The following is a 24,943-nucleotide window of genomic DNA, read 5'->3' as shown; positions in this document are numbered from 1 at the left end:
CCGCCGCTGTCCGCCGCTGTCCGCAGCGGTTCGTCACGGTTGCTCGAACGGGCCGCTTCCTTCCACGGCGGAGGAGGCGGGCCCGTTCGCCTTGTCGGTTCGGAAAACGCGACCGGTCTCGCGACCGGCCTGCTGCCCGCCCGGGCCCACCACGATGTCGGATTCCCGCCAGGATCGGACCGGGGGAAAGGTTAGGTTGACGGGGTGCGGTGATCGGGCCGGCCACCGGCACCACCTGTACCGAACGAGGAACCGAGGCGAGGGATCCATGCGTACTTCCACCACCGCCACGCCCGCCGACGTGAGGGCGACGACCGCTGCGGCCGCGTCCCGTCCCGCGACACCGGGAGCCGGGCGGCGCACCCACACGAGGGTCGACAGTCCGGTCGGGCCGCTCACGCTGGTCGCCACCGACGGTGTGCTCGCCGGCCTCTACATGTCCGACCAGCGCCACCGGCCCGGCCAGGAGACGTTCGGCGTCCCGGACCCGGACGGGTTCGAGGAGGTCACCGCGCAACTGGAGGCGTACTTCGCGGGTCGCCTTCGCGAGTTCGACGTACCGCTCGCGCCGGTGGGCACCGCGTTCCAGCAGCAGGTGTGGGCCGGACTGCGGTCCATCCCGTACGGCGAGACCCGGGGCTACGGCGAACTCGCCCGCGAGATCGGCAGGCCGGCCGCGTCCAGGGCCGTCGGACTGGCCAACGGCCGAAACCCGATCGGCATCATCGTGCCCTGCCACCGGGTGGTGGGCGCGTCCGGAAGTCTCACGGGGTACGGCGGCGGGCTGGAACGCAAGCAGTTCCTGCTGGACCTCGAACGCCGGGTCCGCGCCGCCTGAGCCTGTCGCGAAGCCGAGCCGGTGCACTGGGCGGGACGTAGTAGTTGCGATCACTACTACGTCTCGTCTAGGCTCATCGCACGTGATCGACGAACTGGTGCGGGTGGGCTTCTCCTCCCAGGAGGCCCGGGTCTACGTCGCGGCGCTGCGGCAGCCGTCGGCGACCGGCTACGAGTTGGCCAAGCTCGCCGGCCTGCAGCGGGCGAACGTCTACCAGGTGCTGGCCTCGCTGACCGAACGCGGCGTCGTGGAGCAGGTCGGCGACGCACCCGCGCGGTTCCTCGCCCAGCCACCGGCTCAGGTGCTGGGCCGGATCAAGCACGAGACCGCCCGGCGGTGCGACGCGCTGGTCGCCGACCTCGCCGCGCTGTCCGGCCCGGCGCAGCCCACCGCGTTCTGGAGCCTGAAGGGCCGGGAGTCGGTGATCGAGCGCGCCGGTGCCCTGGTCGCGGACGCCCACGATCGGGTGGCGGTCTGCCTGTGGGCCGACGACCTGGACTGGCTGGGTGCGCCGCTGCGCGCGGCCGCGCGGTCGGGCTGCCACGTCGTCGTCAACGTCTTCGGTGACGTGCCGGTCGACTTCGGCGAGGTCTACCGCCACGAGCCGCCCGCGAAGACTGTCGGCGGGCATCTGCTCACCCTCGCCGTGGACTCCACGACGGCCCTCATCGCGTCCCTGGACGAGCCCGCCGCGGCCGTGCACACCGAGCACCCCGCGCTGTTGCGGGTGGTGGAGAAACTCATCCGGGACGAGGCCTACCTCGCCGCCATCTACGACCAGCTCCGGCCGCAACTGGAGGAGACGTTCGGTCCGCACCTGGTCGACCTGCGGTCCAGGTTGCTCCCCGCCGAGCAGGCCAGTGCCCTGCTGTCGGTGGTCGGGTTCGGCGCGGGCGCGCCGGTCGTGGAGGAACTCCTCCCGCCGGAGTAGTGCGATCCCTGGTCGGAATCTCAGTACCTGTTCGGACTCTTGGTTCCTGTTCGGAAATCCGTGTGCTCCGACGCCTCGTAAAGGATGGGTTGACATGGGTGCGGTCGTCATCGTGGACGCATTGTGGGGAGACTCCGGAAAGGGCAAGGTGTGCGCGCACCTTGCCGTACGTGACAAGGCGCCGCTGGCAGTACGCGCCGGCGTCGGCACCAACGCCGGCGCGAGCGTGACGCTGGACGACGGCACGCTCGTTCGCGCGCGGCAGCTACCGACCGGGTGGATCAACCCGGGTACGACCGTCGCGGTGGGGTCCGGCGTCCTCGTCGACCCAACCGTGCTGGCCGGGGAGGTGGCGAGGTTCGACCTCGACGGCCGCGTGCTCGTGGACGGGCGCTGCGCCCTGATCGAGCCCGGGCACGTCGAGGCCGAGCGCGCCGACGCGCACCTGGCCGCGACCGTGGGTTCGACCTGCACCGGCAACGGCGCCGCCCGGGCGGACTTCGTGCTCCGCCGGGCCAGGCAGGCGCGTGACGAACCGGCCCTCGCGCCGTACCTCACCGACGTCGCCCGGCACGTGAACGACGTGGCCCGCGACGGTCTGGTGCTCGTGGAGGGATCGCAGGGAACCCTGCTGTCGTTGGCGTTCAGTGACGAGTACCCCTACACGACCTCCGGCAACTGCACTGCCGCCGCGGCGATGGACGACGTCGGCCTGAACTGGCGGTTGGTGCAGGACGTGCTGATGGTGGTCAAGGCTCTGCCGACCCGGGTCGGTGAGGGCCCCTTGCCGTACGAGCTGCCCGAGGAGGAGGTGCTCCGGCGCGGCATCGCCGAGTACGGCGTGGTCACCGGGCGCCCGCGGCGCAAGGCCGGCCGGCTGGACCGGGAACTCCTCGGCTACGCCGCGATGCTCAACGGGCCCACCCAGATCGCGTTGACGTTCTGCGACCACGTGGACCCCGCGATGCGCGGTGCCCGCGACGCCGGGGCGATCACCGCGCCGGTCCGGGCGCTGATCGAGCAGGTCGAACACGACACCGGTGCGCCGGTGGTGTTGCTGGACACAGGTCCGGGTCTGAGCGACATGATCGATCTCCGCTGAGGCTGCGAGGAACGGCTGCGGCCCTCGTCAGGTCAACCCGAGCTTGACAAGGTGCACCGCGCGGAACAGGACCCGGAGGTTCGCAACATCGCGCCACAGCTCACGGCGGCGCACGTACCGCTTTGTAGTCGGCGTTGGAGACGGCGTTGAACTCCGGGTTCCAGGTATAGGTGCCTTGCGGGACCTCCCGATCCGCACGGGCGTCATAGGCCGCATGCCATGACCGGTCGTTCTGCAGGCCGGCGCCTGCTGGCCCTAAGGACCTCCTGGATTTTCCCTTGTGGACAAGCGGTTTCCGGCGGGCGGCAGCTGAAAAGGTACGGTAGAATCGAACACATGAGCGACGGCGGTGAGTGCTTCGACGACGGTCCGGGTGAGGAACTCGGGCCTCGTCGGGTGCTGCCTGCGGGGCTGGCGGAGATGCCGGCTGGTCCGCGGTTGGCAGTGCTGGTCGCCTCGGTGGATCGGAGCATGTGTAACGGGTTCGAGCTGGAGGAGTCGATCAAGGCACGGCGGCGGCTGATCTGCTGGCTGGAGGCTGAGTGCCTGTCCGATGTGAACGAGCTGGCCTACGCCGAACCCGGCATGAGCGATAGACCGGCCGAGCGCAGTGTCATCCCGGATGAGATGACACGAGATCCTCGAACCGCTGCTGGGCTGGACCGGCTACCGCGCGCACCAGTACGTGTCTTTGGCCACCACCCTTCCCCGCCTCCCGCGGGTGCGGGAGGCCCTGGCGTCCGGGCAGCTGGAGATCAACGAAGTCCGCACCATCGTGGACCGGATCACCGACGCCAAACCCGACCTGTGGGGCGCCATCGAGGACGCCATCTTCCCCAAGGTCCTGGAACTGCGTGGAGGACTACTACGGGCGAAGGTCGAGGCGGAGGTGCTCAAGGCCGACCCCGAAGCGGCCGCCAAGCGGCACCGGGCCGCGCGGACCGGGCGGAACGTCGCGACCTGGCCCGCAGTCGACGGGGTGACAGACCTCGCCGTCCGCGGACTCTCCGCCGACCAGGCCGCCGAAGCGTACGGCAACATCGACGCCATCGCCCGCGCCGTGAAGTCCACCGGCGACCCACGCACCCTCAGCCAACTCCGCGCCGACGTCGCCGCCTCCCTGCCACCGGCACCGCCGACATCACCGACTGCTCGGCTCCATCGGCCACCGCTGACCAGCGTGACAGGCGGAACGAGGCGGCGCAGGACGAAGCCGCAAACGACCATGCGGAACAAGGCCAATCTGCGCAGGACGACTCTCGGGCACAGGGCGAGCCCGAGACCGACCTTGGCGAGCTGGGTCCCTGTGCCGTGCACCGGTTCCCCGACCACGACCTGCACGACAGCTGGTGTGAGTGTGGCGACTGCTCCCCGGCGCCGGTCGCCAGGTGCACTGTGTGCGGGGCGGCCGCGAAGAACGGCGTCCCGGTCCACGACACTGCCGCCCACGAAGCCGGGAACAAGGCAGCCGGGGACAAGGCAGCCGGGGACGAGGCGGTCGATCCGCCGCGTCCGCCTGATCCGCCGGCAGACAACTCGACGTCACCACCAATGCCGCCCTGGTCTTCCTCGCAGCCGAGCTGGGGCGCCATACGCACGCGGGCGAAGGTGCAGCGGATCAAGTCCGTTGCGGCGGTCCACGCTGACCGCGTCAGCTGGTCACGTCGCGGCCGGCGAATCTCGCCCACGCCGCGGCGAGGAACACCGCGATGTAGGCAAGGGAAAGCCACAGCCCCGGTGCCACCGACTCGGTGGCGATCGGCGAGCGCAGCAGGTCGCCGAACCCGGTCCAGTAGTGGGTCGGGAGGTACGGATGCAGCCGGCCCAGTTGGGGGATCACGTTCAGGATCTGGCTGGTGAGGCTGAGGATCACGGTGGCGATGGTGGCCCCGATGGGTTGTTCGGTGAGCGTGGACACGAACAACCCGATCGCGCCCAGCGTGGACAGGCAGACCGCGAGATAGGCGCACACCAGCAGCAACCGGCCCAGCCCCTCCACGAAGCCGACCTGGACGCCGGACAGCAACACCATCGGCCCACCACCGAAGAGGATCAGCCCGGCGACCGAGCCCACCACCGCGACCAGCAGTGTGCAGGCGAACGCGAACACCACGATCCCGGCGTACTTCACCGCCAGCAGCCGGGTGCGTTCGACCGGTACGGCGAGCAGGCCACGCAGCGTGCCCTGGTTGGCCTCACCGGCCACCGCGTCGCCTGCGATCGCCGACACCGCGAGCGGGAGGAACAACGGGAGCTCGACGGTGAGCGCGGCGAGCGCCACGAACAGGCCGTTGGAGGTGATGCCGGCGAAGAAGTTCGGGCCGTCCTCACCACCACCGCCACCGGAGGACGGCGAGGACAGCTTCACCGAGATGGCGATGACGAGGGGTACGGCGGAGAGCACTGCCATCCCCGCCCAGTTGCGCCGGCGGCCGAACAGCAGGGCCAGCTCCGACCAGAAGAACCGCGGGCTCACCCGACGGTGCGGCCGCGCGCTCGCCCGCCCGGCGATCGGCTCAGCCGCTGACATCGAAGCCCTCCCCGGTCAATGACACGAACACGTCCTCCAGCCCTGGTGTCTGCACACCGAACGCGCGTACAGGCACGCCGTCCTCGACCAGCACCGGCACGATCTTCTCCGGCGGCACGTCACCGATCAGAGCACTGACCTTCGTCCCGGCCACCGCGAGCTCTGTCAACCCGAACCTGCGCAGTGTTCCCTCGGCGAGGTCGGGTCGTTCGGTCTCCACCTCCACCCGGGCCTGCGCGCTCGACCGCACCTGTGCCAGCGGCGCCTGCGTCAGCAGCTTCCCGACGTGCATGACGCCCACGTGCGAACAGATCTGCTCGACCTCCGAGAGCAGGTGCGTGGACAGCATGACGGTCGCGCCGTCGCGGGCGAGGTCGGCGACGAGGTTGCGCACCTCGCGGGTGCCCTGCGGGTCCAGGCCGTTGGTGGGTTCGTCGAGGATCAGCAGGTCGCGTGGCTGCAGGAGTACGGCGGCCAGCCCGAGCCGCTGCCGCATGCCGAGGGAGTAGGCGCGGTAGCGCTTGCGGGCGGCCGCGAGGAGTCCCACCCGGTCCAGGGCGGCGTCCACTCGTCGCCGCGCGGTCGCCGGGTCCGCCGTACGGTCGGCCGCGTCCAGCCGGTGCAGGTTGGCACGCCCGGACAGGTAGGGATGGAACGCCGGACCCTCCACGAGCGCACCGATCCGGGGCAGGGCACGAGCGGACTCCCGGGGAATCGGGCAGCCGAGGAGTTCGTGCCGACCGGCGGACGGGCGAACGAGGCCGAGCAGCATCCGGATCGTGGTCGTCTTGCCCGAGCCGTTCGGCCCGAGGAAGCCGTAGACGGCGCCGGTCGGCACGGTCAGGTCGAGGTCGTCGACCGCGACCTGACCGGACCGGAACCGCTTGCGCAGACCGTACGTACGGATCGCCGGCGTGTCCTCGTGGTGCCCGCCCGCCAGGTCGGCGGGCACCACCGCGGACGCGGACTCACTCACGACGCCCCGCCCTCGCTCACTTCGTACTCGCTCACTTCGTCGACCCGGCGACGGCGTACAGCCGGTCCGGCGACACCGCGCCCGCCAGCACCCGGCCGTCGTCGGTGACCAGCACGGAGAACAGCGAACCCTTCAGGACGCGGCCGCTGCCCCAGCTGCCGCTGACCTTCGGCAGGGCGTTCAGCACCTGGCCGAGCTGACCGAACTGGCCACCGGATCGGTCACCGGGCTGGTCGCCTTGCTTGCCCTTGCCGGGCGCGGCCGCCTGCTCGGCCGGCATCGTGGCCACCACGACACTGGTCCAGCCCTTGCCGACCACCCGCGGCTGCTCCGCAGGCTTGGCTGGGACGCTCTTCGGAGCGTGCCTCCTGCCGGAGCCCTTCTCGCCTTCGGTCACCTTCGTGCCCGGTGGCGGGGTGAAGCGGAACTGGTCGGCACTGGGCCGGGTGAAGCTGATCGAGGTGAACCCCACCTGGAACGCCGGCTCGCTCGATCCCTTGGCGAACACCTGCACCTGCAGCGGAATGTGCCGCGTGCCGTCGACCGCCAGCCGGACCTGGCCGACCAGGGAGGAGGCGTCGCGCGGGGTGAGGATCAGCAGGTACGCCGACCGGCCGGCGACCTTGGCGGTGCCGTCGGTGGTGACCTTCGTGGTCGGGTCGAGCGCCTTCAGCGCCTGGTCGGCGGCCTCCTGCGGCGTCTTCGGCAGGTCGGCGGGCAGCTTCGACGGGTCCGGAGCAGCGTGCTTCGACTTCGCCGGCAGCGTGCGGTGGGTGGCCGCGCGGTCCTGGCTGGACCACAGCCACAGGTCCGAGCCGTTGCGTACGACGTCGGACTCGCCCAGGGTGCCGAGCAACGCCAGGCGTAACCGCTGCGGACCGTCGTACCACACTCGCAGGGTGTGGCTGCCGCTGACGAGCGAGCTGAGGTCGGAGCTGCCGCCTCCGCCGTCCAGGGCGGGAAGCTCGGGAAGCCCGAGGTCGGACTGCTGGGACACGGTGCCGGAGAACGGGACGGGATCGGCCTTCTGCAGGTCGACCAGCAGCTGGGCGGCGGTCCGCGACGGCAGGGCGCCGGCCGCGTCGGCTCGCAGCATGGTGCCGGCCGTGCCGGCGGTCAGCACCAGCGCAAGGACGGCCGCCGGAGCCAGCCAGCGCAGGGCAGGACGGGACGTGAACAAGCCGGGCCTCCTCAACAGATCTCCTCGGGGGAGTGCGGGGACGTCGACCCCATCCTGCGTGGTGCCGCCTGTGAGCACGCTGAGAAGCTCCCTCCCGCGAGCGATTCTGTGCGGCGGCTGTCCTGGCTGCTCGCCCGGGCGGCGCCGCGCGTGTCACGCTGGTGCGCGTGCGACTGCTGCTCGTCGAGGACGAACCCCGGCTCGGCCGTGCCCTGGTGCGCGGCCTGTCCGCCGAGGGCTTCGTCGTGGACCTGGCCACCGACGGCCGCGACGGGCTGGATCGCGCACTGCACGGCGGGTACGACGCGGTGGTGCTGGACGTGATGCTGCCCGCCATGTCCGGCTACGACGTCGTACGCGCGCTGCGCGCGGAGCAGCACTGGGTGCCGGTGCTGATGCTGTCGGCGAAGGACGGCGAGTACGACCAGGCCGACGGGCTGGACGCCGGCGCCGACGACTACCTCACCAAGCCGTTCTCGTACGTCGTGCTGGTGGCCAGGCTGCGGGCCCTGCTGCGCCGCGGTGCCCCCGAACGCCCGACCGTGCTGACCGCGGGCGACCTCACCCTGGACCCGGCCAGCCGGCGGGTGACCCGGGCGGGTGCGGAGATCGCGCTGACCGCCAGGGAGTTCGCGTTGCTGGAGTACCTCATCCGGCGACCCGGTGACGTGGTGACCAAGATCGAGCTGCTCGACCACGTCTGGGACGCCGCCGACGACACCGACCCGAACGTCGTCGAGGTGTATGTCGGCTACCTCCGCCGCAAGATCGGCCGGTCGGCGCTGGAGACCGTGCGCGGAGCCGGCTACCGCCTGGTCACCGACGTGACCGTGGGGTGAACCGGTGAACGCGCGCGGGCTGACCCGCCGGTGGCACCGGCTGACCCTGCGGGGCCGGCTGATCCTGATCGGCTCGGTCGGGGTGGCGGCCGGGCTCGCCCTGGGCGGGCTGATCCTGGTCCGGACGCTGGAGTTCACGTTGCAGCGCAACCTGGACGAGGGTGCGGTCGGCACTGCTCGCGACGTCGCCGGGCTCGTACACGCCGGGCGGTTGTCCGACCCGATTCCGGTCGGCGGCGGAGTGTCGTTCGTGCAGGTGGTGGACGGGCGGGGGCGGGTGACCGCGGCGTCGGCGGGCGCGGACCGGCTGGTGCCGATGCTCGGGCCCGGCAACCTGACGTCGGTGCGCAGCGGTGCCCGGCTGACCGTGGACGGAGAACAGCTGGGGATCACCGGCGCGGTCCGGGTGGTCGGCGAGCCGTTGCCGGGCGGGCGGACGGTTCTGGTGGCGGTGTCCGAACGCGGGACGGCCGAATCGATCGGCGTCGTCAAGGGGACCTTGCTGGTGGCGTTCCCGATCCTGGTCGGGCTGCTGGCAGCGGTCGCCTGGCGGGTGGTCGGCTGGACGCTCGCTCCGGTGGAGACGCTGCGCCGGGGCGCGGCTGAGATCACCGGGACGAGTTCGGCGCGGCGGCTGCCGGTGCCGGCCGGCAACGACGAGGTGCACCGGCTCGCGGTGACGCTGAACGACATGCTCGAGCGGCTGGAGTCGACCCGGCGGCGGCAACGGGCGTTCGTGGCCGACGCCGCGCACGAGCTCCGCAGCCCGCTGGCCAGCATGCGTACCCAGCTGGAGGTCGCGGTCCGGCTGGACACGCCTGCACCGGGGGCCGGCTCGCAGCCGGAGTTGCTCACCGACCTGCTGACGGACCTGAACCGGCTGGCCGACCTGACCAACGACCTGCTGCTACTGGCCCGCGCCGACGAGGGTGCCCTGCCCCCGCCGGCCGAGCGGGTGGACGTGGCCGCGCTGGCCAAGGAGCTGGCCGGCAGGTACGCGGGCGCGCGGGTGCCGGTCCAGGTGGAGGCGCCCGAGGCCCGATGGGTACGCGGCACGCCGGGCGCGCTGCGGCAGCTGATCGCCAACCTGGCCGACAACGCCGTCCGGCACGCCACCACCCAGGTACGGGTCGCGGTGGAGGACCCGGGGGAGGGCGTGCTGATCACCGTCACCGACGACGGGCCCGGGATCGCGCCCGCGGACCGGGAGCGGGTGTTCGGCCGGTTCACCCGGCTGGACGACGCCCGGGCCCGCGACGACGGCGGCAGCGGGCTGGGCCTGGCGATCGTGCGGGAGCTGGCCCGCCTCCACGGCGGCACGGTGACGCTGGCCGACGCGGGTCCCGGCGTACGGGCCGAGGTACGGCTGCCCGCTGCGGACCGGGTCTGACCAGCGCCCTTGGGTGGTGACCGGCTGTGACCACCCCGGGCGTCGGCGGTTCCCGGCCGGGTCTGGGAGGATGAACGATCGTGGAGTACGTCGTCGCAGCCATCGTCATCGCAGTCATCGCCCTCGGCGCCGCCGGAACGTTCCTGATCACCAGGGTCCGCCGCCGTGAGCTGCCGCCGCAGGCGGACCGAGGCGCCGGCACCATCTCGCCGCCCGCCGAGAAGGAGTCCGAGGCGGAGGGCCCGGTCACGACCGCCGAACGCCCGACCGGCACCGGCGCCCCCGCTCCGCCCACCGAGGAACTCGATCTCGTCGAGCCGCCCACGCCCACCTTGGAGCGGCCCGCACCCGCCGAGGGCCGCCTGGTCCGGCTTCGTTCCCGGCTGGCGCGTTCGCAGAGCGCGCTCGGCAAGGGCCTGCTGGCGATGCTGTCCCGGGACCGGATCGACGAGGACACCTGGGAGGAGATCGAGGACTCCCTGCTGTCCGCCGACGTCGGCGTGGGCCCGACCCAGGAGCTGGTCGAGCGGCTGCGCACCCGGGTGCGGGTCGAGGGTGTCGCCAGCCCGGAGCAGGCGCGGGAGATCCTCCGGTCAGAGTTGCTGCACCTCGTCGGCACCGATCTGGACCGCTCGGTGCACGCCGACCGTACGGCCACGAACCCCGCCGTGGTGCTCGTCGTCGGCGTCAACGGCACCGGCAAGACGACCACCTGCGGCAAGCTCGCCCGGGTCCTCGTCGCCGAGGACAAGGACGTCATTCTGGGCGCCGCGGACACCTTCCGCGCCGCCGCGGTCGCCCAGCTGGCGACCTGGGGTGAGCGGGTGGGCGTACCCACCGTGCGTGGCCCGGAGGGTGGCGACCCGGCCAGTGTGGCGTTCGACGCGGTGAAGGCCGGGGTGGAGCAGGAGTCCGACGTGGTGATCGTCGACACCGCCGGCCGGCTGCACACCAAGACCGGGCTGATGGACGAGCTCGGCAAGGTCAAGCGGGTGATCGAGAAGCAGGCGCCGGTGAGCGAGGTGCTGCTGGTCATCGACGCCACCACCGGGCAGAACGGCCTCACCCAGGCCCGGGTGTTCGCCGAGGTGGTCGACGTCACCGGCATCGTGCTCACCAAACTGGACAGCACCGCCAAGGGCGGCATCATCATCGCCGTGCAGCGCGAACTCGGCGTGCCGGTCAAGCTCGTCGGCCTCGGCGAGGGCGCGGACGACCTCGCGCCGTTCGCTCCGGAGGAGTTCGTCGACGCGCTGCTCGCGGACTGACCAGTCGGCGACCGGCCCGGCGACGACGTGGTGACCGTGGTGGTGATCCGATGACCGCCGATGGGATGACCAGGCCGGACCTGCCGGACCTGCCCGTGGACACGCGGGTGTGGGCGGCGCACGCGGACGCCTGGCAGGCGATGGGCCGGATCCGGGTGGCCGCCGGAGGCGGTGCCGCGCGGTTGCCGGGCTGTTCGGTGATGGCCTCCGGCCTGCCGCACCCGCAGTGGAACAACGGCGACGTGACCGACCCGGCGCTGTTCGACCTGGAGCAGGTGCGCGCGTGGTACGCACCCCGAGGCGTGCCGTGGGGAGTGCGGGTGCCGGCAGGCACCCCGTGGCGGTACGGCCGGTGGTTGTTCCGGAAGCGGTGCATGACATTGGCGGCCCCGGCGTACGACCCTCCCGCCGCGCCGCCACCGGGGGTCACCATCACCCCGGCCGGACCCGACGAGGCGGAACTTTTCGCCACCGTGGACGCGGACGCGTTCGGCGACCCGGTGGAGCAGAACCTCGCCTGGGTACGCCCGCAACTGGGGGCCGACGGCTTCCGGTCCGTGCTGGCCCGGCTGGACGGCGAGCCGGTCGGCGTGGCCACCGGCATACGCACCGGCGGCCCCGGCGGTGAGAGCGTCGGCGTCTTCGGCGTGGGCGTTCTTCCGGGGGTCCGGAGGCGCGGCATCGGCGCCGCGCTCACCGCGGACATCCTGACCTGGGGCTTCGGCGGTGGCGCGACACTCGCCCACCTCAACCCCGAGACCGAGGAGGCCGCCCGCCTCTACACGCGGTTGGGCTTCACCGAGGTCGCCGGCCTGGACATCTACGTCGCCCTCGACGGCTGACAGCGCGGCGCCGCCTCCTTTACACCGGGACGGAGTCCGACGAGGTACTCCCGGACAGGGAGACGCTGGCGCGGCGGCAGGACGCAGCTGCCCACGCGGTGCTGGGAAAGGCCTAGCCTGGGTCGGAGGCGACTCGCCTGCCCGCACTGGTGGGCGAGCCCACCGACGCAGGAGGAGTGGCGATGACCAGCACCGACCGGGCCACCGAGCGAGGCGGCGACCTGCTCGCCCGGCACCGCGCAGTGCTCCCGAACTGGCAGGCGCTCTACTACGACGACCCGCTGGAGATCGTCGGCGGGCAGGGGCGCCGGCTCACCGGCGGCGACGGCCGGACCTACCTCGACTTCTTCGCCGGGATCCTGAGCAACTCCCTCGGCTATGGCGTACCCGAGATCAACGACGCAGTCCGCCGCCAGCTCGACACCGGAGTGGTGCACACGTCCACCGCCTACCTCGGGCGGGCCCAGGTGGAGTACGCCGAACGGGTCGCGGAGCTGTCCGGCATCCCCGGCGCGAAGGTGTTCTTCGTCAACTCCGGTACGGAGGCCAACGAGGCCGCGCTGCTGCTCACCACCCACGCCCGGCGCAGCAACCAGGTGCTGGCGCTGCGCAACTCCTACCACGGCCGCGCGTTCGCCACGGTCGCGATCACCGGCAACCGGAGCTGGGGTACGAGCTCGCTGTCCCCGGTCCACGTGAGCTACGTGCACGGTGGGTACCGCTACCGCAGCCCGTTCCGCCACCTGTCCGACGCCGACTACATCGAGGCGTGCGTGGACGACCTGCGCGACGTCATCCAGACCACCACCGCCGGCGACGTGGCATGCATGATCGCCGAGCCGATCCAGGGCGTGGGTGGGTTCGCCACCCCGCCGGACGGGCTGTACGGCGCGATGAAGCAGGTGCTGGACGAGTACGGCATCCACTTCGTGACCGACGAGGTGCAGACCGGCTGGGGCCGGACAGGGGAGCACTTCTGGGGCTACCAGGCACACGACGTGGTGCCCGACGTGCTGACGTTCGCCAAGGGTGCCGCGGGCGGGCTGGCGATCGGTGGCGTGGTCGCCCGCGCGGACCTGATGGACGGCCTGAACGCGAGCTCCCTGTCGACGTTCGGCGGCAACCCGCTGGCGATGGCCGCCGCGAACGCCACCCTGGACTACCTGCTCGCCCACGACCTGCAGGCCAACGCCGCCAAGCTCGGCGCGAAGCTGATGTCCGGGCTGCGGGCGCTCGCCGACGGTACGAACATCGTCGGTGACGTACGCGGCAAGGGGCTGATGATCGGCCTGGAGCTGGTCGAGCCGGGCACCGACACGCCCAGCCCGCGGGCTGCGGCGATGGTGCTGGCGGAGTGCCGGCGCGGCGGGCTACTGGTCGGCAAGGGCGGTCTGCACGGAAACGTGATCCGGATCGGGCCGCCGCTCACCCTCACCGAGGACGAGGCCGAGGAGGGGCTCGCGATCGCCTCCGACGCGATCGGGCGGGTGTACGAGGCGCTGGTCTGAGGTAACACGCCGGTCATCCGAGGTCATCCGGATCCGGAAACTCCTGTCCTATCGAGGACTGCGGGCCACGCGACGCTTTCGCCGGCCGGCGTACCGCCGCGACAATCATCAGATGCCCTCATTTCCCGCTCACACTCCTCGCCTGACCCGGCGGGACCTCCTGGCCGCCATGGGTGCCGGCGCGGGTGCCTGGGCGCTGGCCGGGTGCCGGCAGGACGGCGAGCCCGGCGCGGCCGGTGCGCCCACGGAGTTCCACGGTGGAACGGCGTACCAGGTACCGCCCAAGGGCCACTTCAACCTGATGGACGGCGTGACCGACGCCATTCTCGGTGACCACTTCTACCTCGACCTGATCCTCGCCCCGGGCGCGATGTATCGGTGGAAGGAGCAGAAGTGGGAACCGATGCTGCTGGAGAAGTGGCAGGTCGACGAGGCGGCTCGCACCTTCACCTGCACGCTGCGGTCCGGGCTGAAGTGGAGTGACGGCAGGCCGATCACCAGCAAGGACGCCCTGACCACCTTCTGGTGCCTGCGGATCATGCGGAACTCGCTGTGGGACTACCTGGACGACGTACGCGCGCAGGATGACCGGACCGTCGTACTCACCATGAGGAAGCCGTCGACCGTCGTGGAGCGCTACGTCCTGCGCCAGCACCTGCATGCGGACGCGACCTATGGCCCGTGGGCGCGCCGCGCGCAGCGGCTCTTCGGGTCCGGAAAGGACCTGGACACTCCAGAGGGCAAGCAGCTGAACGAGGAGTTCCAGGCGTTCCGGCCCGAACGCGCTGTCGTGTCCGGCCCGTTCGACTACGACTACGACACCATCACCAACGCCCAGTTGACGTTGGTGAAGAACCCCAAGGGGTACGCGGCGAACAAGATCGCCTTCGACAAGGTGATCGTTCACAACGGCGAGACGACCACGATCACGCCGGTCGTCCTCGCGAGACGTCTCGACTACGCCACCCACGGCTTCCCGGTGGCGACCGAGAAACAGCTTGTCAAGAAGGGCTTCCGGATCATCCGGCCACCGGTCTACTCCGGGCCCGCGCTGCTGTTCAACCTCGTCCGGCTGCCGGAGTTCGCCGACCCGGCCGCGCGGCAGGCACTGGCGCACGCGATCGACCGGGACCTCAACGGCAAGGTCTCGCTGGCGCGGTCGGGCCGGGGTGTGCGTTACCTGGCAGGGTTCTCCGACAACCTCGTACCGCAGTGGATGTCCGAAGCCGACCGCGGCCGGCTGAACGCCTACGAGTTCGACCAGGACAAGGCGGCCGGGTTGCTGACCGGTGCGGGGTGGCGGCGCCAGGGCAAGCGGTGGTTGACGCCACAAGGCAGGCCGGCGGAGTACGAGATCACCTTCCCGGCGGAGTACGCCGACTGGTCGGCGTCGGGTGAGAACGTCGCGCGCCAGCTGTCCGACTTCGGTGTCAGGGTCACCCCGCGCGGGGTCACCGAGTCACAACAGCCGATCGACGTGGACAAGGGCAACTTCTCCTTGGCCATCCAGTCGTGGGGCACGTCGGCGCACCCACACCCGCACTTCGCCTTCGTCCAGGACCTGTTCATCCACAACATTCCGGTGGCCGCGAACCAGGGCGGCCGGGGGATGGGATTCGAGTTGCGGCAGCGCACGAAGGTGCGTGGCCCGGTGGACCTGCAGCGGCTGGTGATCCAGGCGGGTGAGGGCCTCGACGAGGCGGCACAACGCGCCACCGTCACCACCCTCGGCCTGGCGTTCAACGAGCTGTTGCCGATGATCCCGTTGTTCGAGCGGTACGGCAACAACCCTGCGCTGGAAGGGGTTCGGGTGACCGCCTGGCCACCCGACGGCGATCCGCTGCTGCAGAACTCGCCGTACGCCGACAACTTCACGATCATGTTGCTGTACGCCGGACGCCTCCGGCCCGCGAAGGGAGCACGGTGAGCACGATGAGCACTGCGAGCGCGGGGTTCGCCTGGCCCCGTCGCCGGATCGCCCCGGTGTTCGCCGAGGGCGGGATGGTGGCCTCGGCCCACCCGCTGGTGACCGGCGCCGGACTGCGGGTGCTCGCCGGAGGCGGCAACGCCGTGGACGCCGCGGTGGCCTCTGCGCTGGTCGCGGCGGTGGTGATGCCGGAGATGTGCGGGCTGGGCGGCGACCTGTTCGCGCTGGTGCACGACCCGGAGGCAACCGGCCCCGAAGGCACCGTGACGTCCTTCCAGGGCAGCGGAATCGCGCCGCGTGCGGCGAGCCTGGAGTCGATGCGGAAGGCCGGCGACGGCGTGCACCTGCCGGGCCGCGGTCCGCTGTCGGTGACGGTGCCCGGTGCGGTGCACGGCTGGTTCGCGTTGCTCGAACGCCACGGCACCAGAACGTTCGCCGACCTCGCCCAGCCCGCGATCGGCTACGCCCACGGCCATCCGGTGTCGCCGGTGCTGGTGGGCTTCATCACGAAGTTCGCCGACCTGCTGGCCGCGGCGCCGTCCTCGGCCCGGGTGTTCCTCCCCGGCGGAACGCCGCCCGCACCCGGCAGCGTGCTCGCGCAACCCGACCTCGCGCGCACCCTGGAGCTGGTGGCCGCCGGTGGCCCCGAGGTCTTCTACCAGGGCGAGATCGCCGAGCGGATCGGTGCGTTCATGGCCCAGGCCGGCGGCGCGTTGTCCGCCGCGGACTTCAAGGACCACCACACCGACGTGTCGGCTCCGCTGTCCACGACGTACCGAGGCCACCGGGTGTTCCAGACCTGCCTGCCCAGCCAGGGTCTGGTGATGCTGGAGGCGCTGAACATCGCCGAACGCTTCGACCTCGCCGACCTCGGCGCCGCCTCTCCGGAACGCACCCACCTCCTGGTGGAGGCGACCAAGCTGGCGTTCGCCGACCGGTACGCCCACTGCTGTGGCGACGCGGCGTTCGGACCCTCGCCGGTGGAGCGGCTGCTGTCGAAGGACTGGGCGGGCGAGCGGGCGAGCCTGATCGGGCGCGAGGCCCGGCACGACGTGCCCGCCGGCACGTTCGACCCCGGCCACACCACCTACCTGTGCGTCACCGACCGCGACGGCATGATGGTGTCGCTGATCCAGTCCGTGGCCGCGAACTTCGGCAGCGGCCTGGTCGCCGGTGACACGGGTGTCCTGCTGAACAACCGCTGCCAGGCGTTCTCCCTCGACGAGGCCTCGCCCAACGTCTTCGCGCCCGGGAAGCTGCCCATGCACACGCTCAACTGCTACCTGATCGCCGACCGGGAGGGCCGGATGGCCATCGTCGGCGGCACGCCGGGCGGCGACCGGCAGCCGCAGTGGAACCTCCAGGTGATCACCGGGCTGCTCGACCACGGTCTCGACCCGCAGCAGTCGGTGGAGCAACCGCTGTGGATCAGCTCGCCGTCGGCGGGGGAGGACGGCAGGTTCACGCTGACGCTGGAGGGCCGGGTCGGTGCGGAGTACGCCGCGGCGCTGGCCGAACGCGGGCACGACGTGTCGGTCGACGCTGACTGGAGTGCGGAGAGCGGCGCCCAGGTGATCGCCCGCGACCCGGTGACGGGAGTGCTCACCGGCGGCAGCGACCCGCGTACCGAAGGATCCGCACTGGGCCTGTGAGCTCACCGCCCGAACTCACCGGCGGAATCCACCGGGAGAACAGGCCGCGGAAATCGGTGCGCGTGTGCTGGCGTTGACGCCGACGTCAAGGTCTAGCGTCGGTGGTCGAGGAGGCCAGATGCGCATCGGAGAGCTTGCCGAACGAACCGGCACGACCACGCGGGCACTGCGTTACTACGAGTCGCAGGGGCTGCTGGCTGCGCGGCGTACGTCGAACGGCTACCGCGACTACGGCGACACCGACCGGCGGATCGTCGAGGAGATCCGTTCCCTGCTGGCGATCGGGTTCTCGCTGGAGGAGACCCGGCCATTCGTGGAGTGCCTGCGGTCCGGGCACGAGGCCGGTGACGTGTGCCCCAGCTCCGTGCAGGTCTACCGCGCCAAGCTCGCCGAGATCGACGACTGTCTCACCCGGCTGGGTGCGGTGCGGGACCAGATCGAAGCGCAGTTGGCGACCGCGCTGCGGCGTACGGCCTCCGACCTGACCGACCCCACCGTTGGAGACACGACATGCTGCTGAACGACAACCCCTCCCGTACGTCCCGCGGGCAGGCAGGCCAGGAACTCGAGGCGGTCACCGACGCGACCTTCGCCGACCGGGTGCTCGGCAGCGACCTGCCGGTGCTGGTGGAGTTCTGGGCGACCTGGTGCGGGCCGTGCCGGATGCTCGGGCCGGTGCTCGAACAGATCGCGGGGGAGTACGCCGACCGCCTCCGGGTGGTCAAGATCAACTACGACGAGAACCCGCAGACCGGCATGTCCACCCACGTGATGGCCGTACCGACGATGCAGGTCTACCGCGGCGGGGAAGTGGTGAAGTCGCTCGTCGGCGCCCGTTCGAAGGCGCGACTGCTCGCCGAGTTGGAGGACGTGCTGTCACCGGCCTGAGGGGGCGTCGGGCCCGCCGGGGAGATTGCGGTCGTCGCCGGGTGGGTCGTCGGTGGAGTCGAGTCTCAGCCGCCGGGTCACCACGTCGTGGGCCACGTCGGCCAGGGGCCGGCCATGGGCGAAGGCGTGGGCCCGCAGCCGCGCCAGTGCCGCCCCCACCGGGACGCCCAGCTGGACGGCGACCATTCCGGTGGCCTGGTGCACCTCCGCTCGTGCCAGCCCGGCGCCGATCAGGTCCTCCAGCACCCCCGGCGGAGCCTGCCGCCCTCCGGCGCCCGGGTTGAGCACGGCCCACGTCGCCGCATCCGCGGCCCGCAACGCCATGGTCAACCCCCCGCGGGACAACGGCCCGTGCTCCAGCCGGTACAGATCCAGTACGCCGAGTCTGGCGCCGCCGATCCGCATCGGAAGCGCGTACAGCGCACGCGCGCGCGTGCCGCGAGCACCTTCGGCGAAGCCGGGCCAGCGGGTGTCGGCGGGATCGGTGATGTCGGCCACCAGCACCGGACGACCGGAGGTGTGGGCATCCAGGCAGGGCCCCTCGGCGAGGCTGAACTGGAGCTCGTCCAGGCGGGTGGCGATCTCGTCGGTGGCACAGATCGGCTCCTGCCGATCCGGGTCGCTGATCAACGTCACCGCGGCACCGTCGGCCAGGTGCGAGGCCACCACCGCCTCGCAGATTCGCAGCGGAGCCTGCAGGCCGTTCTGTGCCACGACCCTGACGAGATCGCGGGCCAGACCGTCGTACTCGGCCATCCTGACTCCCCGGAGAGGTCTTCCGGCATGGCTCCCGGACGAGTGAGGTTACAAACGGTATGCCGCCCTTCGTTCAGGTCGACAGAGGAGCAGGACCTCACCGAACGGGATCGTCGCCTCTCGGTACGCCGAACGGGTGAAACCCGGCATTGACAGCGGGCAGGACGGTGATCGGCACCTGTCCAGCCCGGGTTGACAGCAGTGACAACTGCCCGGCGTCGGCGCTCTACGCTGAGCCGGGTGACGAAGTGGGTGCTGCGGTGCCGGGAGCTCGCGGCCACGGTGGACGCCGAGCAGGCGTTCCGGGCCCTCTTCGGCGCCGGCCGCCGGGCCTACTGGCTGGACAGCTCCATGGTGGGCGGGCCCGCGAGGTACTCCGTACTCGGCGAGTGCGCCGGTCCGCACGCCGACGTCCTCATCGACCAGGTCGGGCCGCGACCGACCCCGCCGGACCCGGATCCGGGTGACGCGGCGGATCCGGGTGACTCGGGTGACCCGGTTGACTCGGTCTACGACCGGCTCGAACGTCGGCTCGCCGAGCGACGTGTCGACGTCCCCGCGGAGCTGCCCGCCGAGCTCGCCTGCGGCTACGTCGGCTACTTCGGCTACGAGTTGAGGGCGCACGACGGCGCGCCCTCGCCACACCGGTCCGAGCTGCCGGACGCGTACTGGATGGCGGCGACGCGATACCTCGCCCTCGACCATCTGGCCGGACGCGCCTGGCTGGTCGAACTCGGCACTGCGGACACGCCCGCGTCCTGGCTGGACGACGCGGCCACCACGCTTGCGGGCCTGCCTGCGACCAGTCGTACCGACAGGCCGAACCCAGGCCTCCCGAACCCCTCGACGCCGGAGCCCGATCCCGAGCCCTGGCTGGCCCGCCCACGCGAGACCTACCTGCGCGACGTACGCCACTGCCTGGACCGGTTGCGAGCGGGTGACAGCTACGAGGTCTGCCTCACCAACACCGTGGAGATGCCCTTCGCGGGTACCCCGTTCGAGGCGTTCGAGGCGTTCGAGGCCTACTGCCGCCTGCGCCGCCGCAACCCCGCCCCGTACGCCGCCTATCTCCGGCTGGACGACCTCCACGTCCTGTCCGCGTCGCCGGAGCGCTTCCTGCGGGTCGACGCGCAGGGGTACGCCGAGTCCCGGCCGATCAAGGGCACCGCACCCCGCGGCGACGAGCCGGTGGCCGACGACCTTGCCCGCAAGGAGTTGTCGGCGAGCACCAAGGCGCAGGCGGAGAACCTGATGATCGTGGACCTCGTCCGCAACGACCTGGGCCGGGTGTGCGAGCCGGGAAGCATCAGCGTGCCGGCGTTCTGTTCGGTGGAGTCCTACGCCACGGTCCACCAGCTCGTCTCCACGGTGCGGGGCCGGCTGCGGTCCGACGTGACCGCCGTGCGCGCGGCCCGGGCCTGTTTCCCGCCGGGCTCGATGACCGGTGCGCCGAAGCTGTCCACGATGCGCATTCTGGACCGGCTGGAGACCCGGCCGCGCGGCATCTACTCCGGCGCGCTCGGCCACTTCGGGCTGGCGGGCACGGCCGACCTCAGCGTGGTGATCCGGACCGCCGTGATCCACCGGGGACGGCTCACCGTCGGCGCGGGCGGGGCGATCGTGCTGGACTCCGACCCGGCGGACGAATGGGACGAGATGCTGATGAAGGCCGCCGTTCCACTGCGCGCACTGGTCGTTCCCCCTTGTGACGAGTGAGGGGATCCGTCCCCGTGTTCACACGGATTTCACACTCGCCGTCGGCTCCGTCATCTGCCCGCAACATCGAACTCCCGCCGGCGAAACACACCGCGACAAGTCTTGCCGCATCCTCGTGAGCTCACCCAGGGCGCCGCCGTCGCCGCCCGCCGGCCCCGGTCGGCTGAGCTCCCGAAGCCCCCCAGAACAGCTTCGGATCTCCACAGGAGGAGACGCGATGCCCCAGCTCAGTGCCGGCGACACCGCCTGGGTGTTGGCCAGTGCCGCACTTGTACTACTGATGACACCCGGACTGGCGCTGTTCTACGGCGGCATGGTCCGGGCCAAGGGCGTACTCAACATGCTCATGATGAACTTCGCCGCGATCGGCGTGGTGAGCATTCTCTGGGTCCTCTACGGCTACTCGCTGGCCTTCTCCAAGGACGTCGGCGGAGGACTGATCGGCGGGCTCGGCGACTTCGGCCTGGAGGGCCTGATCGGCGAGAAGTCGCTGTCCGGCACGATTCCGACGACGGTGTTCGTGGCGTTCCAGGCGATGTTCGCCATCATCACGGTGGCGCTGATCTCGGGTGCGATCGCGGACCGGACGAAGTTCAGCGCGTGGATCGTGTTCATCGTCGCGTGGGCGACCATCGTCTACTTCCCGGTCGCGCACTGGGTCTTCTTCTTCGACGACGGCAACGGCGGCTGGATCGCCGACAAGATCAAGGCGCTCGACTTCGCCGGCGGCACCGCCGTGCACATCAACGCAGGCGCGGCCGGTCTCGCCCTGGCGCTGGTCCTCGGCCGCCGGGTCGGCTGGCGCCGGGACCCGATGCGGCCGCACAACCTTCCACTGGTCCTGCTGGGGGCGGGACTGCTGTGGTTCGGGTGGTTCGGGTTCAACGCGGGTTCGGCCCTGTCGGCCAACGGCACCGCCGGTGTGGCGTTCATCAACACCCAGGTCGCCACGGCGGCCGGTCTGCTCGCCTGGATCCTGGTGGAGAAGATCCGGGACGGAAAGCCCACCACGCTCGGCGCGGCCTCCGGCGCGGTCGCCGGCCTGGTGGCGATCACGCCGGCGTGCGCCTCGGTCACCCCGCTGGGCGCGATCCTGGTCGGCCTGGCCGCGGGTGTGCTGTGTGCGCTGGCCGTCGGGCTGAAGACGAAGTTCGGCTTCGACGACTCCCTGGACGTGGTGGGTGTCCACCTCGTCGGCGGCCTGGTGGGCACGCTGATCATCGGCTTCCTCGCCTCCGCGGCGGCGCCGGCGGGCGTGAACGGCCTGTTCTACGGGGGCGGGTTCGACCAGCTGTGGCGCCAGACGGTCGCCGCGGCGGCGGTCCTCGCCTACTCCTTCGTACTGACGTACGTGATCGGCAAGGTCATCGACAAGACGATGGGCTTCCGGATCAGTGAGGATGACGAGGTGAGCGGCATCGACCTCACCGAGCACGCGGAGACCGCGTACGACTTCAGCACCATCGGCGGCGGTTCACGCACCCACGGGCTCGCCCGGGGCACGGCGGTTCGGCCCGAACACGGTGCACGGGTCGCCGCCTCGCACGAGCCGGCGCCGAGGTCGGCCTCGGACCCCACGTCGGAGTCGGCCTCGGAGCCAACGTCGGAGTCGGGCCCGGAGCCGGGCCCGGGGGAGCCGGGTCAGGGTCCTGAGGACGGGCCGGCGGCCGCGCCGGCAGAGGAGAAGGAAGGGAGCTGGACCCGATGAAGCTGGTGACCGCCGTCATCAAGCCACACCGGTTGGACGAGGTACGCGCAGCGCTGGAGACGTTCGGGGTCTCCGGCATGACGGTCACCGAGGCGAGTGGGTACGGCCGCCAGAAGGGACACACCGAGGTCTACCGGGGCGCGGAGTACGAGGTGGACCTGGTGCCCAAGGTCCGGGTCGAGATCGTGGTCGACGACGCCGACGTGGACGACATCGTGGACGTCGTGGTCAAGAGCGCACACACCGGCAAGATCGGGGACGGCAAGGTGTGGGTCGTCCCGGTGGAGACGGTCGTGCGGGTACGAACGGGCGAACACGGGCCGGAGGCGCTGTAGCGGCCTGACGGCCTGCCGCGGACTTCTGGCCATGCCACTCACCCCCACCTCCTCGCTGGCGCCATCGGCCCGCGAACGGCTGACCCAGGTCGGCCGTTCGCGGGCCGAGCGCACCCGGGCGGCCGACGGGCGGCTGCGGTCGCTGCTCTCCGACGCCTTCGCCGCCACCGGCATCCCGCCCACCGCCGGCGGGGTGTCGGTCGTCGCGCTCGGCGGGTACGGCCGGGAGGAACTCTCCGCCGCCAGCGACCTCGACGTCCTCCTGCTGTACGACGACCGCTGTCCCGACGTCGCCGCGGTGGCCGAACGCCTGTGGTACCCGCTGTGGGACGACCGGGTCGCCCTGGACCACAGCGTGCGCACCGTCGCCGAGACCTCCGAGGCGGCTGCCGGTGACCTGCGCACCGCCCTGTCCCTGCTGGACGCCCGGCACGTGGCCGGCGACGCGGCGCTGACGATCCAGCTGCGGACCACGCTGCTCGCCGGGTGGCGGCGGACGGCGCCCCGCCGGCTCCCGGAGCTGGAGCGAAGCTGCCGTGAACGCGCCGTCCGGGTCGGGGAGATCGCCGCCCTGCTCGAACCGGACCTGAAGGAAGCACGAGGCGGCCTGCGCGACGGCGTCGTCATGCGGGCGCTGGCCGCCACCTGGCTGGTGGACGTGCCACAGGTGAACATCGCCCGGCTGCGGTCCGGCCTGCTCGACGTACGCGACGTGCTCCACGAGGTCGGCGGCCGGCGGCCCACCGACCGGCTGCGCGCCGACCTGCAGGCGGACGTGGCGGCCGGCTGCGGCCTGCCCGACCGGGACGCACTGCTGCGGTACGTCTACCACCTGGGCCGCACGATGAGCCACACCGCCGACATCGCCTGGCGACGGGCCGGACGCGCCCTCGCCGGGCGCTCGGTCCGGCGCGGCAGCCGCACCCGGCCGCGCCCCGGCCCCGCCCTCACCCCGCTGGGGCCCGGGGTCGCCGCCGTCGACGGCGAGGTCGTGCTGGCACCGGAGGCACGCCTCGGCACCGACCCGCTGCTGCCCCTGCGGGCGGCGTACGCGGCGGCCGACCACGGGCTGCTGCTGGCGCCGCACACCGCCGACCGGCTGGGAAGCACCCCCGCCACGTTGCCGACGCCGTGGCCCGCGGAGGCGCGCCGGTTGTTCACCGCCTTGCTCGGCAGCGGACCGGACCTGCTGGCTGTGTGGGAGACCTGCGACCAGGCCGGGCTGGTGAACGACCTGGTGCCGGAGTGGGACCGGGTGCGGTGCGCGCCGCAGTACTCCCCGGTGCACCGGCACACCGTCGACCGCCACCTGCTGGACACCTGCGTGGAGGCGTCCCGGCTGGTCCGCCGCGTCTACCGGCCGGACCTGCTGTTGGTCGGCGCGCTGCTGCACGACCTCGGCAAGGGCGAACGCGGTGAACGCGGCGACCGCGACGGCGAGGGCGGTGAGCCCGGCCGCCCGGCGCGCGACCACAGCGTGACCGGTGCGGAGATCGCCGCTCGGCTGGCACCGAGGTGGGGGTTCGACCAGGCGGACACCGCGACCCTGGTCCTGCTCGTCCGCCACCACCTGCTGCTCGCCGACACGGCCACCCGCCGCGACCTCGACGACCCGACCACGATCCGTCAGGTCGCCGCCGTGGTCGGTGACGCGGACACCCTCGACCTGCTCGCCGCCCTGACCGAGGCGGACGCCCGGGCCACCGGGCCGGCGGCGTGGACGCCGTGGCGGGCGGCGCTGGTCGGCCGGCTCGTCGGGCACGTACGCCGCCACCTCGAACGCGGCCAGGTCCCGGCGCCGGGTCCGCTCGCGCAGTGGCAGCGGGCGCTCGCCCGCGAACACGTGCCCGGCGTCGTGGTCGAGCCGCCCGAGATCGACGGGGAGCCGTTCCGGATCACCGCCGTCGCGCCCGGCCGGGTGGGGTCGCTGGCCACCGTCGCGGGTGTCCTGGCACTCGCCCGGCTGTCGGTGCGGTCGGCGTCCGTGCACACCGACGGTGACGTGGGGGTGTCGATCTGGACGGTGGCGGGGGAGCCGCCCGATCCGGCGGTGCTGCGCGAACGCCTGGACGCCGCGCTGTCCGGCCGGGACCAGGTGGCCCCACGGGTGGCCAGGATGGACGCCACGCACGCCGCGCACGGCAGGCCGGGCCTCACCGCCCCGGCCGACGTGCGGGTGGCGTCCGGCGCGTCGGCCGCCGCCACGGTGCTCGAGGTACGCGCGCACGACCGCCCCGGGTTGTTCCACCAGATCTGTGCGGCCGTGGCCGCGACCGGCTGCTCGGTCCGATCGGCGCACGTGAGCACCTGGGCGGACAACGCGGTCGACGTCTTCTACCTGACCCGGCCTCAGGGCGGCCCGCTGGACGACGGCGTGGCGGCGCAGGTGGCGGAGTCGATACGCACCGCGCTGGATGACAGGGGCACGAACCGGTGACACAGTGGGGAGGACCCGCCGAAACCGGGTGAGCAGGGTCGGATCGACGCCAAACCTCCGGCGCCGCCGACCGCGGCCCACCGGACGGTTACCCTGGCCAGGACCCCACCACGTCTAACG

Annotated in this window: 20 protein-coding genes; 16 read left to right on the top strand and 4 right to left on the bottom strand. The window is 71.9% G+C overall.

The annotated features are described in order from the left end of the window. The first annotated feature begins 268 nt into the window (after positions 1-268). From BLU27_RS25885 to BLU27_RS25875, 3 genes are all read left to right on the top strand, one after another. Entirely contained in the window at positions 269-838 is a 570-nt protein-coding gene (locus BLU27_RS25885; protein ID WP_092656199.1) for a methylated-DNA--[protein]-cysteine S-methyltransferase, read from the top strand. Between the two features lie 82 nt (positions 839-920). Next, positions 921-1,769 carry a TrmB family transcriptional regulator gene (locus tag BLU27_RS25880; protein WP_092656198.1) on the top strand — a complete coding sequence of 283 codons (849 nt, stop codon included), beginning with the start codon at positions 921-923 and terminating at the stop codon, positions 1,767-1,769. Between the two features lie 94 nt (positions 1,770-1,863). Continuing rightward, positions 1,864-2,871, top strand: a complete 1,008-nt coding sequence (locus BLU27_RS25875; protein WP_092656197.1) for an adenylosuccinate synthetase — start codon at positions 1,864-1,866, stop codon at positions 2,869-2,871. Positions 2,872-4,522: 1,651 nt separating this feature from the next. Here BLU27_RS25875 and BLU27_RS25865 read toward each other — a convergent pair. The 3 genes from BLU27_RS25865 to BLU27_RS25855 are packed head-to-tail and all read right to left on the bottom strand — an operon-like array spanning position 4,523 to position 7,557. Then, a complete protein-coding gene (locus BLU27_RS25865; RefSeq protein ID WP_092656195.1) occupies positions 4,523-5,401 on the bottom strand; it encodes an ABC transporter permease in 879 nt (292 codons plus the stop codon). Beyond that, a complete protein-coding gene (locus BLU27_RS25860) occupies positions 5,388-6,377 on the bottom strand; it encodes an ABC transporter ATP-binding protein (RefSeq protein WP_241827640.1) in 990 nt (329 codons plus the stop codon). The genes BLU27_RS25865 and BLU27_RS25860 overlap by 14 nt, the downstream gene beginning before the upstream one ends. 31 nt (positions 6,378-6,408) lie before the next feature. Beyond that, on the bottom strand, positions 6,409-7,557 hold the full coding sequence (locus BLU27_RS25855; RefSeq protein ID WP_172805038.1) for a LolA family protein: 1,149 nt from the start codon (positions 7,555-7,557) through the stop codon (positions 6,409-6,411). A gap of 167 nt (positions 7,558-7,724) precedes the next feature. On the opposite strand from BLU27_RS25855, the gene BLU27_RS25850 reads away from it, so the two are divergent. From BLU27_RS25850 to trxA, 9 genes are all read left to right on the top strand, one after another. Continuing rightward, on the top strand, positions 7,725-8,396 hold the full coding sequence (locus tag BLU27_RS25850) for a response regulator transcription factor (protein WP_092656194.1): 672 nt from the start codon (positions 7,725-7,727) through the stop codon (positions 8,394-8,396). Positions 8,397-8,400: 4 nt separating this feature from the next. After that, positions 8,401-9,786, top strand: coding sequence for a sensor histidine kinase (locus tag BLU27_RS25845; protein ID WP_241827639.1), 1,386 nt, complete (start codon positions 8,401-8,403; stop codon positions 9,784-9,786). A gap of 80 nt (positions 9,787-9,866) precedes the next feature. Then, a complete protein-coding gene (gene ftsY, locus BLU27_RS25840; protein ID WP_092656193.1) occupies positions 9,867-11,054 on the top strand; it encodes a signal recognition particle-docking protein FtsY in 1,188 nt (395 codons plus the stop codon). 50 nt (positions 11,055-11,104) lie between these two features. Then, on the top strand, positions 11,105-11,896 hold the full coding sequence (locus BLU27_RS25835; protein WP_092656192.1) for a GNAT family N-acetyltransferase: 792 nt from the start codon (positions 11,105-11,107) through the stop codon (positions 11,894-11,896). Positions 11,897-12,078: 182 nt separating this feature from the next. Next, the gene (locus BLU27_RS25830) at positions 12,079-13,404 is read left to right on the top strand and encodes an aspartate aminotransferase family protein (RefSeq protein WP_092656191.1); all 1,326 of its coding nucleotides are present in this window, start codon (positions 12,079-12,081) and stop codon (positions 13,402-13,404) included. 112 nt (positions 13,405-13,516) lie between these two features. Continuing rightward, complete coding sequence (locus BLU27_RS25825; protein ID WP_172805037.1) at positions 13,517-15,331, top strand: ABC transporter substrate-binding protein; 1,815 nt, start codon at positions 13,517-13,519, stop codon at positions 15,329-15,331. Between the two features lie 5 nt (positions 15,332-15,336). Continuing rightward, the gene (ggt, locus tag BLU27_RS25820; protein WP_092658297.1) at positions 15,337-16,983 is read left to right on the top strand and encodes a gamma-glutamyltransferase; all 1,647 of its coding nucleotides are present in this window, start codon (positions 15,337-15,339) and stop codon (positions 16,981-16,983) included. A gap of 118 nt (positions 16,984-17,101) precedes the next feature. Further along, complete coding sequence (locus BLU27_RS25815; protein WP_092656189.1) at positions 17,102-17,503, top strand: MerR family transcriptional regulator; 402 nt, start codon at positions 17,102-17,104, stop codon at positions 17,501-17,503. Further along, the gene (gene trxA, locus BLU27_RS25810) at positions 17,494-17,871 is read left to right on the top strand and encodes a thioredoxin (RefSeq protein ID WP_092656188.1); all 378 of its coding nucleotides are present in this window, start codon (positions 17,494-17,496) and stop codon (positions 17,869-17,871) included. The genes BLU27_RS25815 and trxA overlap by 10 nt, the downstream gene beginning before the upstream one ends. On the opposite strand, the gene BLU27_RS25805 is transcribed toward trxA, so the two are convergent. Beyond that, on the bottom strand, positions 17,860-18,627 hold the full coding sequence (locus BLU27_RS25805) for a GAF domain-containing protein (protein ID WP_092656187.1): 768 nt from the start codon (positions 18,625-18,627) through the stop codon (positions 17,860-17,862). The genes trxA and BLU27_RS25805 overlap by 12 nt on opposite strands. Positions 18,628-18,867: 240 nt before the next feature. Between BLU27_RS25805 and pabB the strand changes: the two genes are divergently transcribed. The 4 genes from pabB to BLU27_RS25785 all read left to right on the top strand — a co-directional run bounded on the left by pabB (position 18,868) and on the right by BLU27_RS25785 (position 24,823). Continuing rightward, a complete protein-coding gene (gene pabB, locus BLU27_RS25800; RefSeq protein WP_092656186.1) occupies positions 18,868-20,343 on the top strand; it encodes an aminodeoxychorismate synthase component I in 1,476 nt (491 codons plus the stop codon). A gap of 217 nt (positions 20,344-20,560) precedes the next feature. Continuing rightward, on the top strand, positions 20,561-22,051 hold the full coding sequence (locus BLU27_RS25795; protein ID WP_172805036.1) for an ammonium transporter: 1,491 nt from the start codon (positions 20,561-20,563) through the stop codon (positions 22,049-22,051). Continuing rightward, a complete protein-coding gene (locus BLU27_RS25790) occupies positions 22,048-22,386 on the top strand; it encodes a P-II family nitrogen regulator (protein ID WP_092656185.1) in 339 nt (112 codons plus the stop codon). The genes BLU27_RS25795 and BLU27_RS25790 overlap by 4 nt, the downstream gene beginning before the upstream one ends. Before the next feature lie 31 nt (positions 22,387-22,417). Further along, positions 22,418-24,823: a [protein-PII] uridylyltransferase gene (locus BLU27_RS25785; protein ID WP_092656184.1), complete on the top strand. Its 2,406-nt coding sequence runs from the start codon at positions 22,418-22,420 to the stop codon at positions 24,821-24,823. Positions 24,824-24,943 lie beyond the last annotated feature (120 nt).

This window comes from Actinopolymorpha singaporensis (assembly GCF_900104745.1).
Classification (GTDB): Bacteria; Actinomycetota; Actinomycetes; order Propionibacteriales; family Actinopolymorphaceae; genus Actinopolymorpha; species Actinopolymorpha singaporensis.
Note: the sequence above shows the minus strand (reverse complement) of the source record. Positions and strands in the feature narration are given on the sequence as shown.

Bases quoted from the DNA above. Each gene is read 5' to 3' on its own strand.
- BLU27_RS25885 (WP_092656199.1), top strand. From the start codon at position 269: ATGCGTACTTCCACCACCGCCACGCCCGCCGACGTGAGGGCGACGACC.
- BLU27_RS25875 (WP_092656197.1), top strand. From the start codon at position 1,864: ATGGGTGCGGTCGTCATCGTGGACGCATTGTGGGGAGACTCCGGAAAG.
- BLU27_RS25865 (WP_092656195.1), bottom strand. From the start codon at position 5,401: ATGTCAGCGGCTGAGCCGATCGCCGGGCGGGCGAGCGCGCGGCCGCAC.
- BLU27_RS25835 (WP_092656192.1), top strand. From the start codon at position 11,105: ATGACCGCCGATGGGATGACCAGGCCGGACCTGCCGGACCTGCCCGTG.
- BLU27_RS25830 (WP_092656191.1), top strand. From the start codon at position 12,079: ATGACCAGCACCGACCGGGCCACCGAGCGAGGCGGCGACCTGCTCGCC.
- BLU27_RS25825 (WP_172805037.1), top strand. From the start codon at position 13,517: ATGCCCTCATTTCCCGCTCACACTCCTCGCCTGACCCGGCGGGACCTC.
- ggt (WP_092658297.1), top strand. From the start codon at position 15,337: ATGAGCACTGCGAGCGCGGGGTTCGCCTGGCCCCGTCGCCGGATCGCC.
- BLU27_RS25815 (WP_092656189.1), top strand. From the start codon at position 17,102: ATGCGCATCGGAGAGCTTGCCGAACGAACCGGCACGACCACGCGGGCA.
- trxA (WP_092656188.1), top strand. From the start codon at position 17,494: ATGCTGCTGAACGACAACCCCTCCCGTACGTCCCGCGGGCAGGCAGGC.
- BLU27_RS25805 (WP_092656187.1), bottom strand. From the start codon at position 18,627: ATGGCCGAGTACGACGGTCTGGCCCGCGATCTCGTCAGGGTCGTGGCA.
- BLU27_RS25795 (WP_172805036.1), top strand. From the start codon at position 20,561: ATGCCCCAGCTCAGTGCCGGCGACACCGCCTGGGTGTTGGCCAGTGCC.
- BLU27_RS25790 (WP_092656185.1), top strand. From the start codon at position 22,048: ATGAAGCTGGTGACCGCCGTCATCAAGCCACACCGGTTGGACGAGGTA.
- BLU27_RS25785 (WP_092656184.1), top strand. From the start codon at position 22,418: ATGCCACTCACCCCCACCTCCTCGCTGGCGCCATCGGCCCGCGAACGG.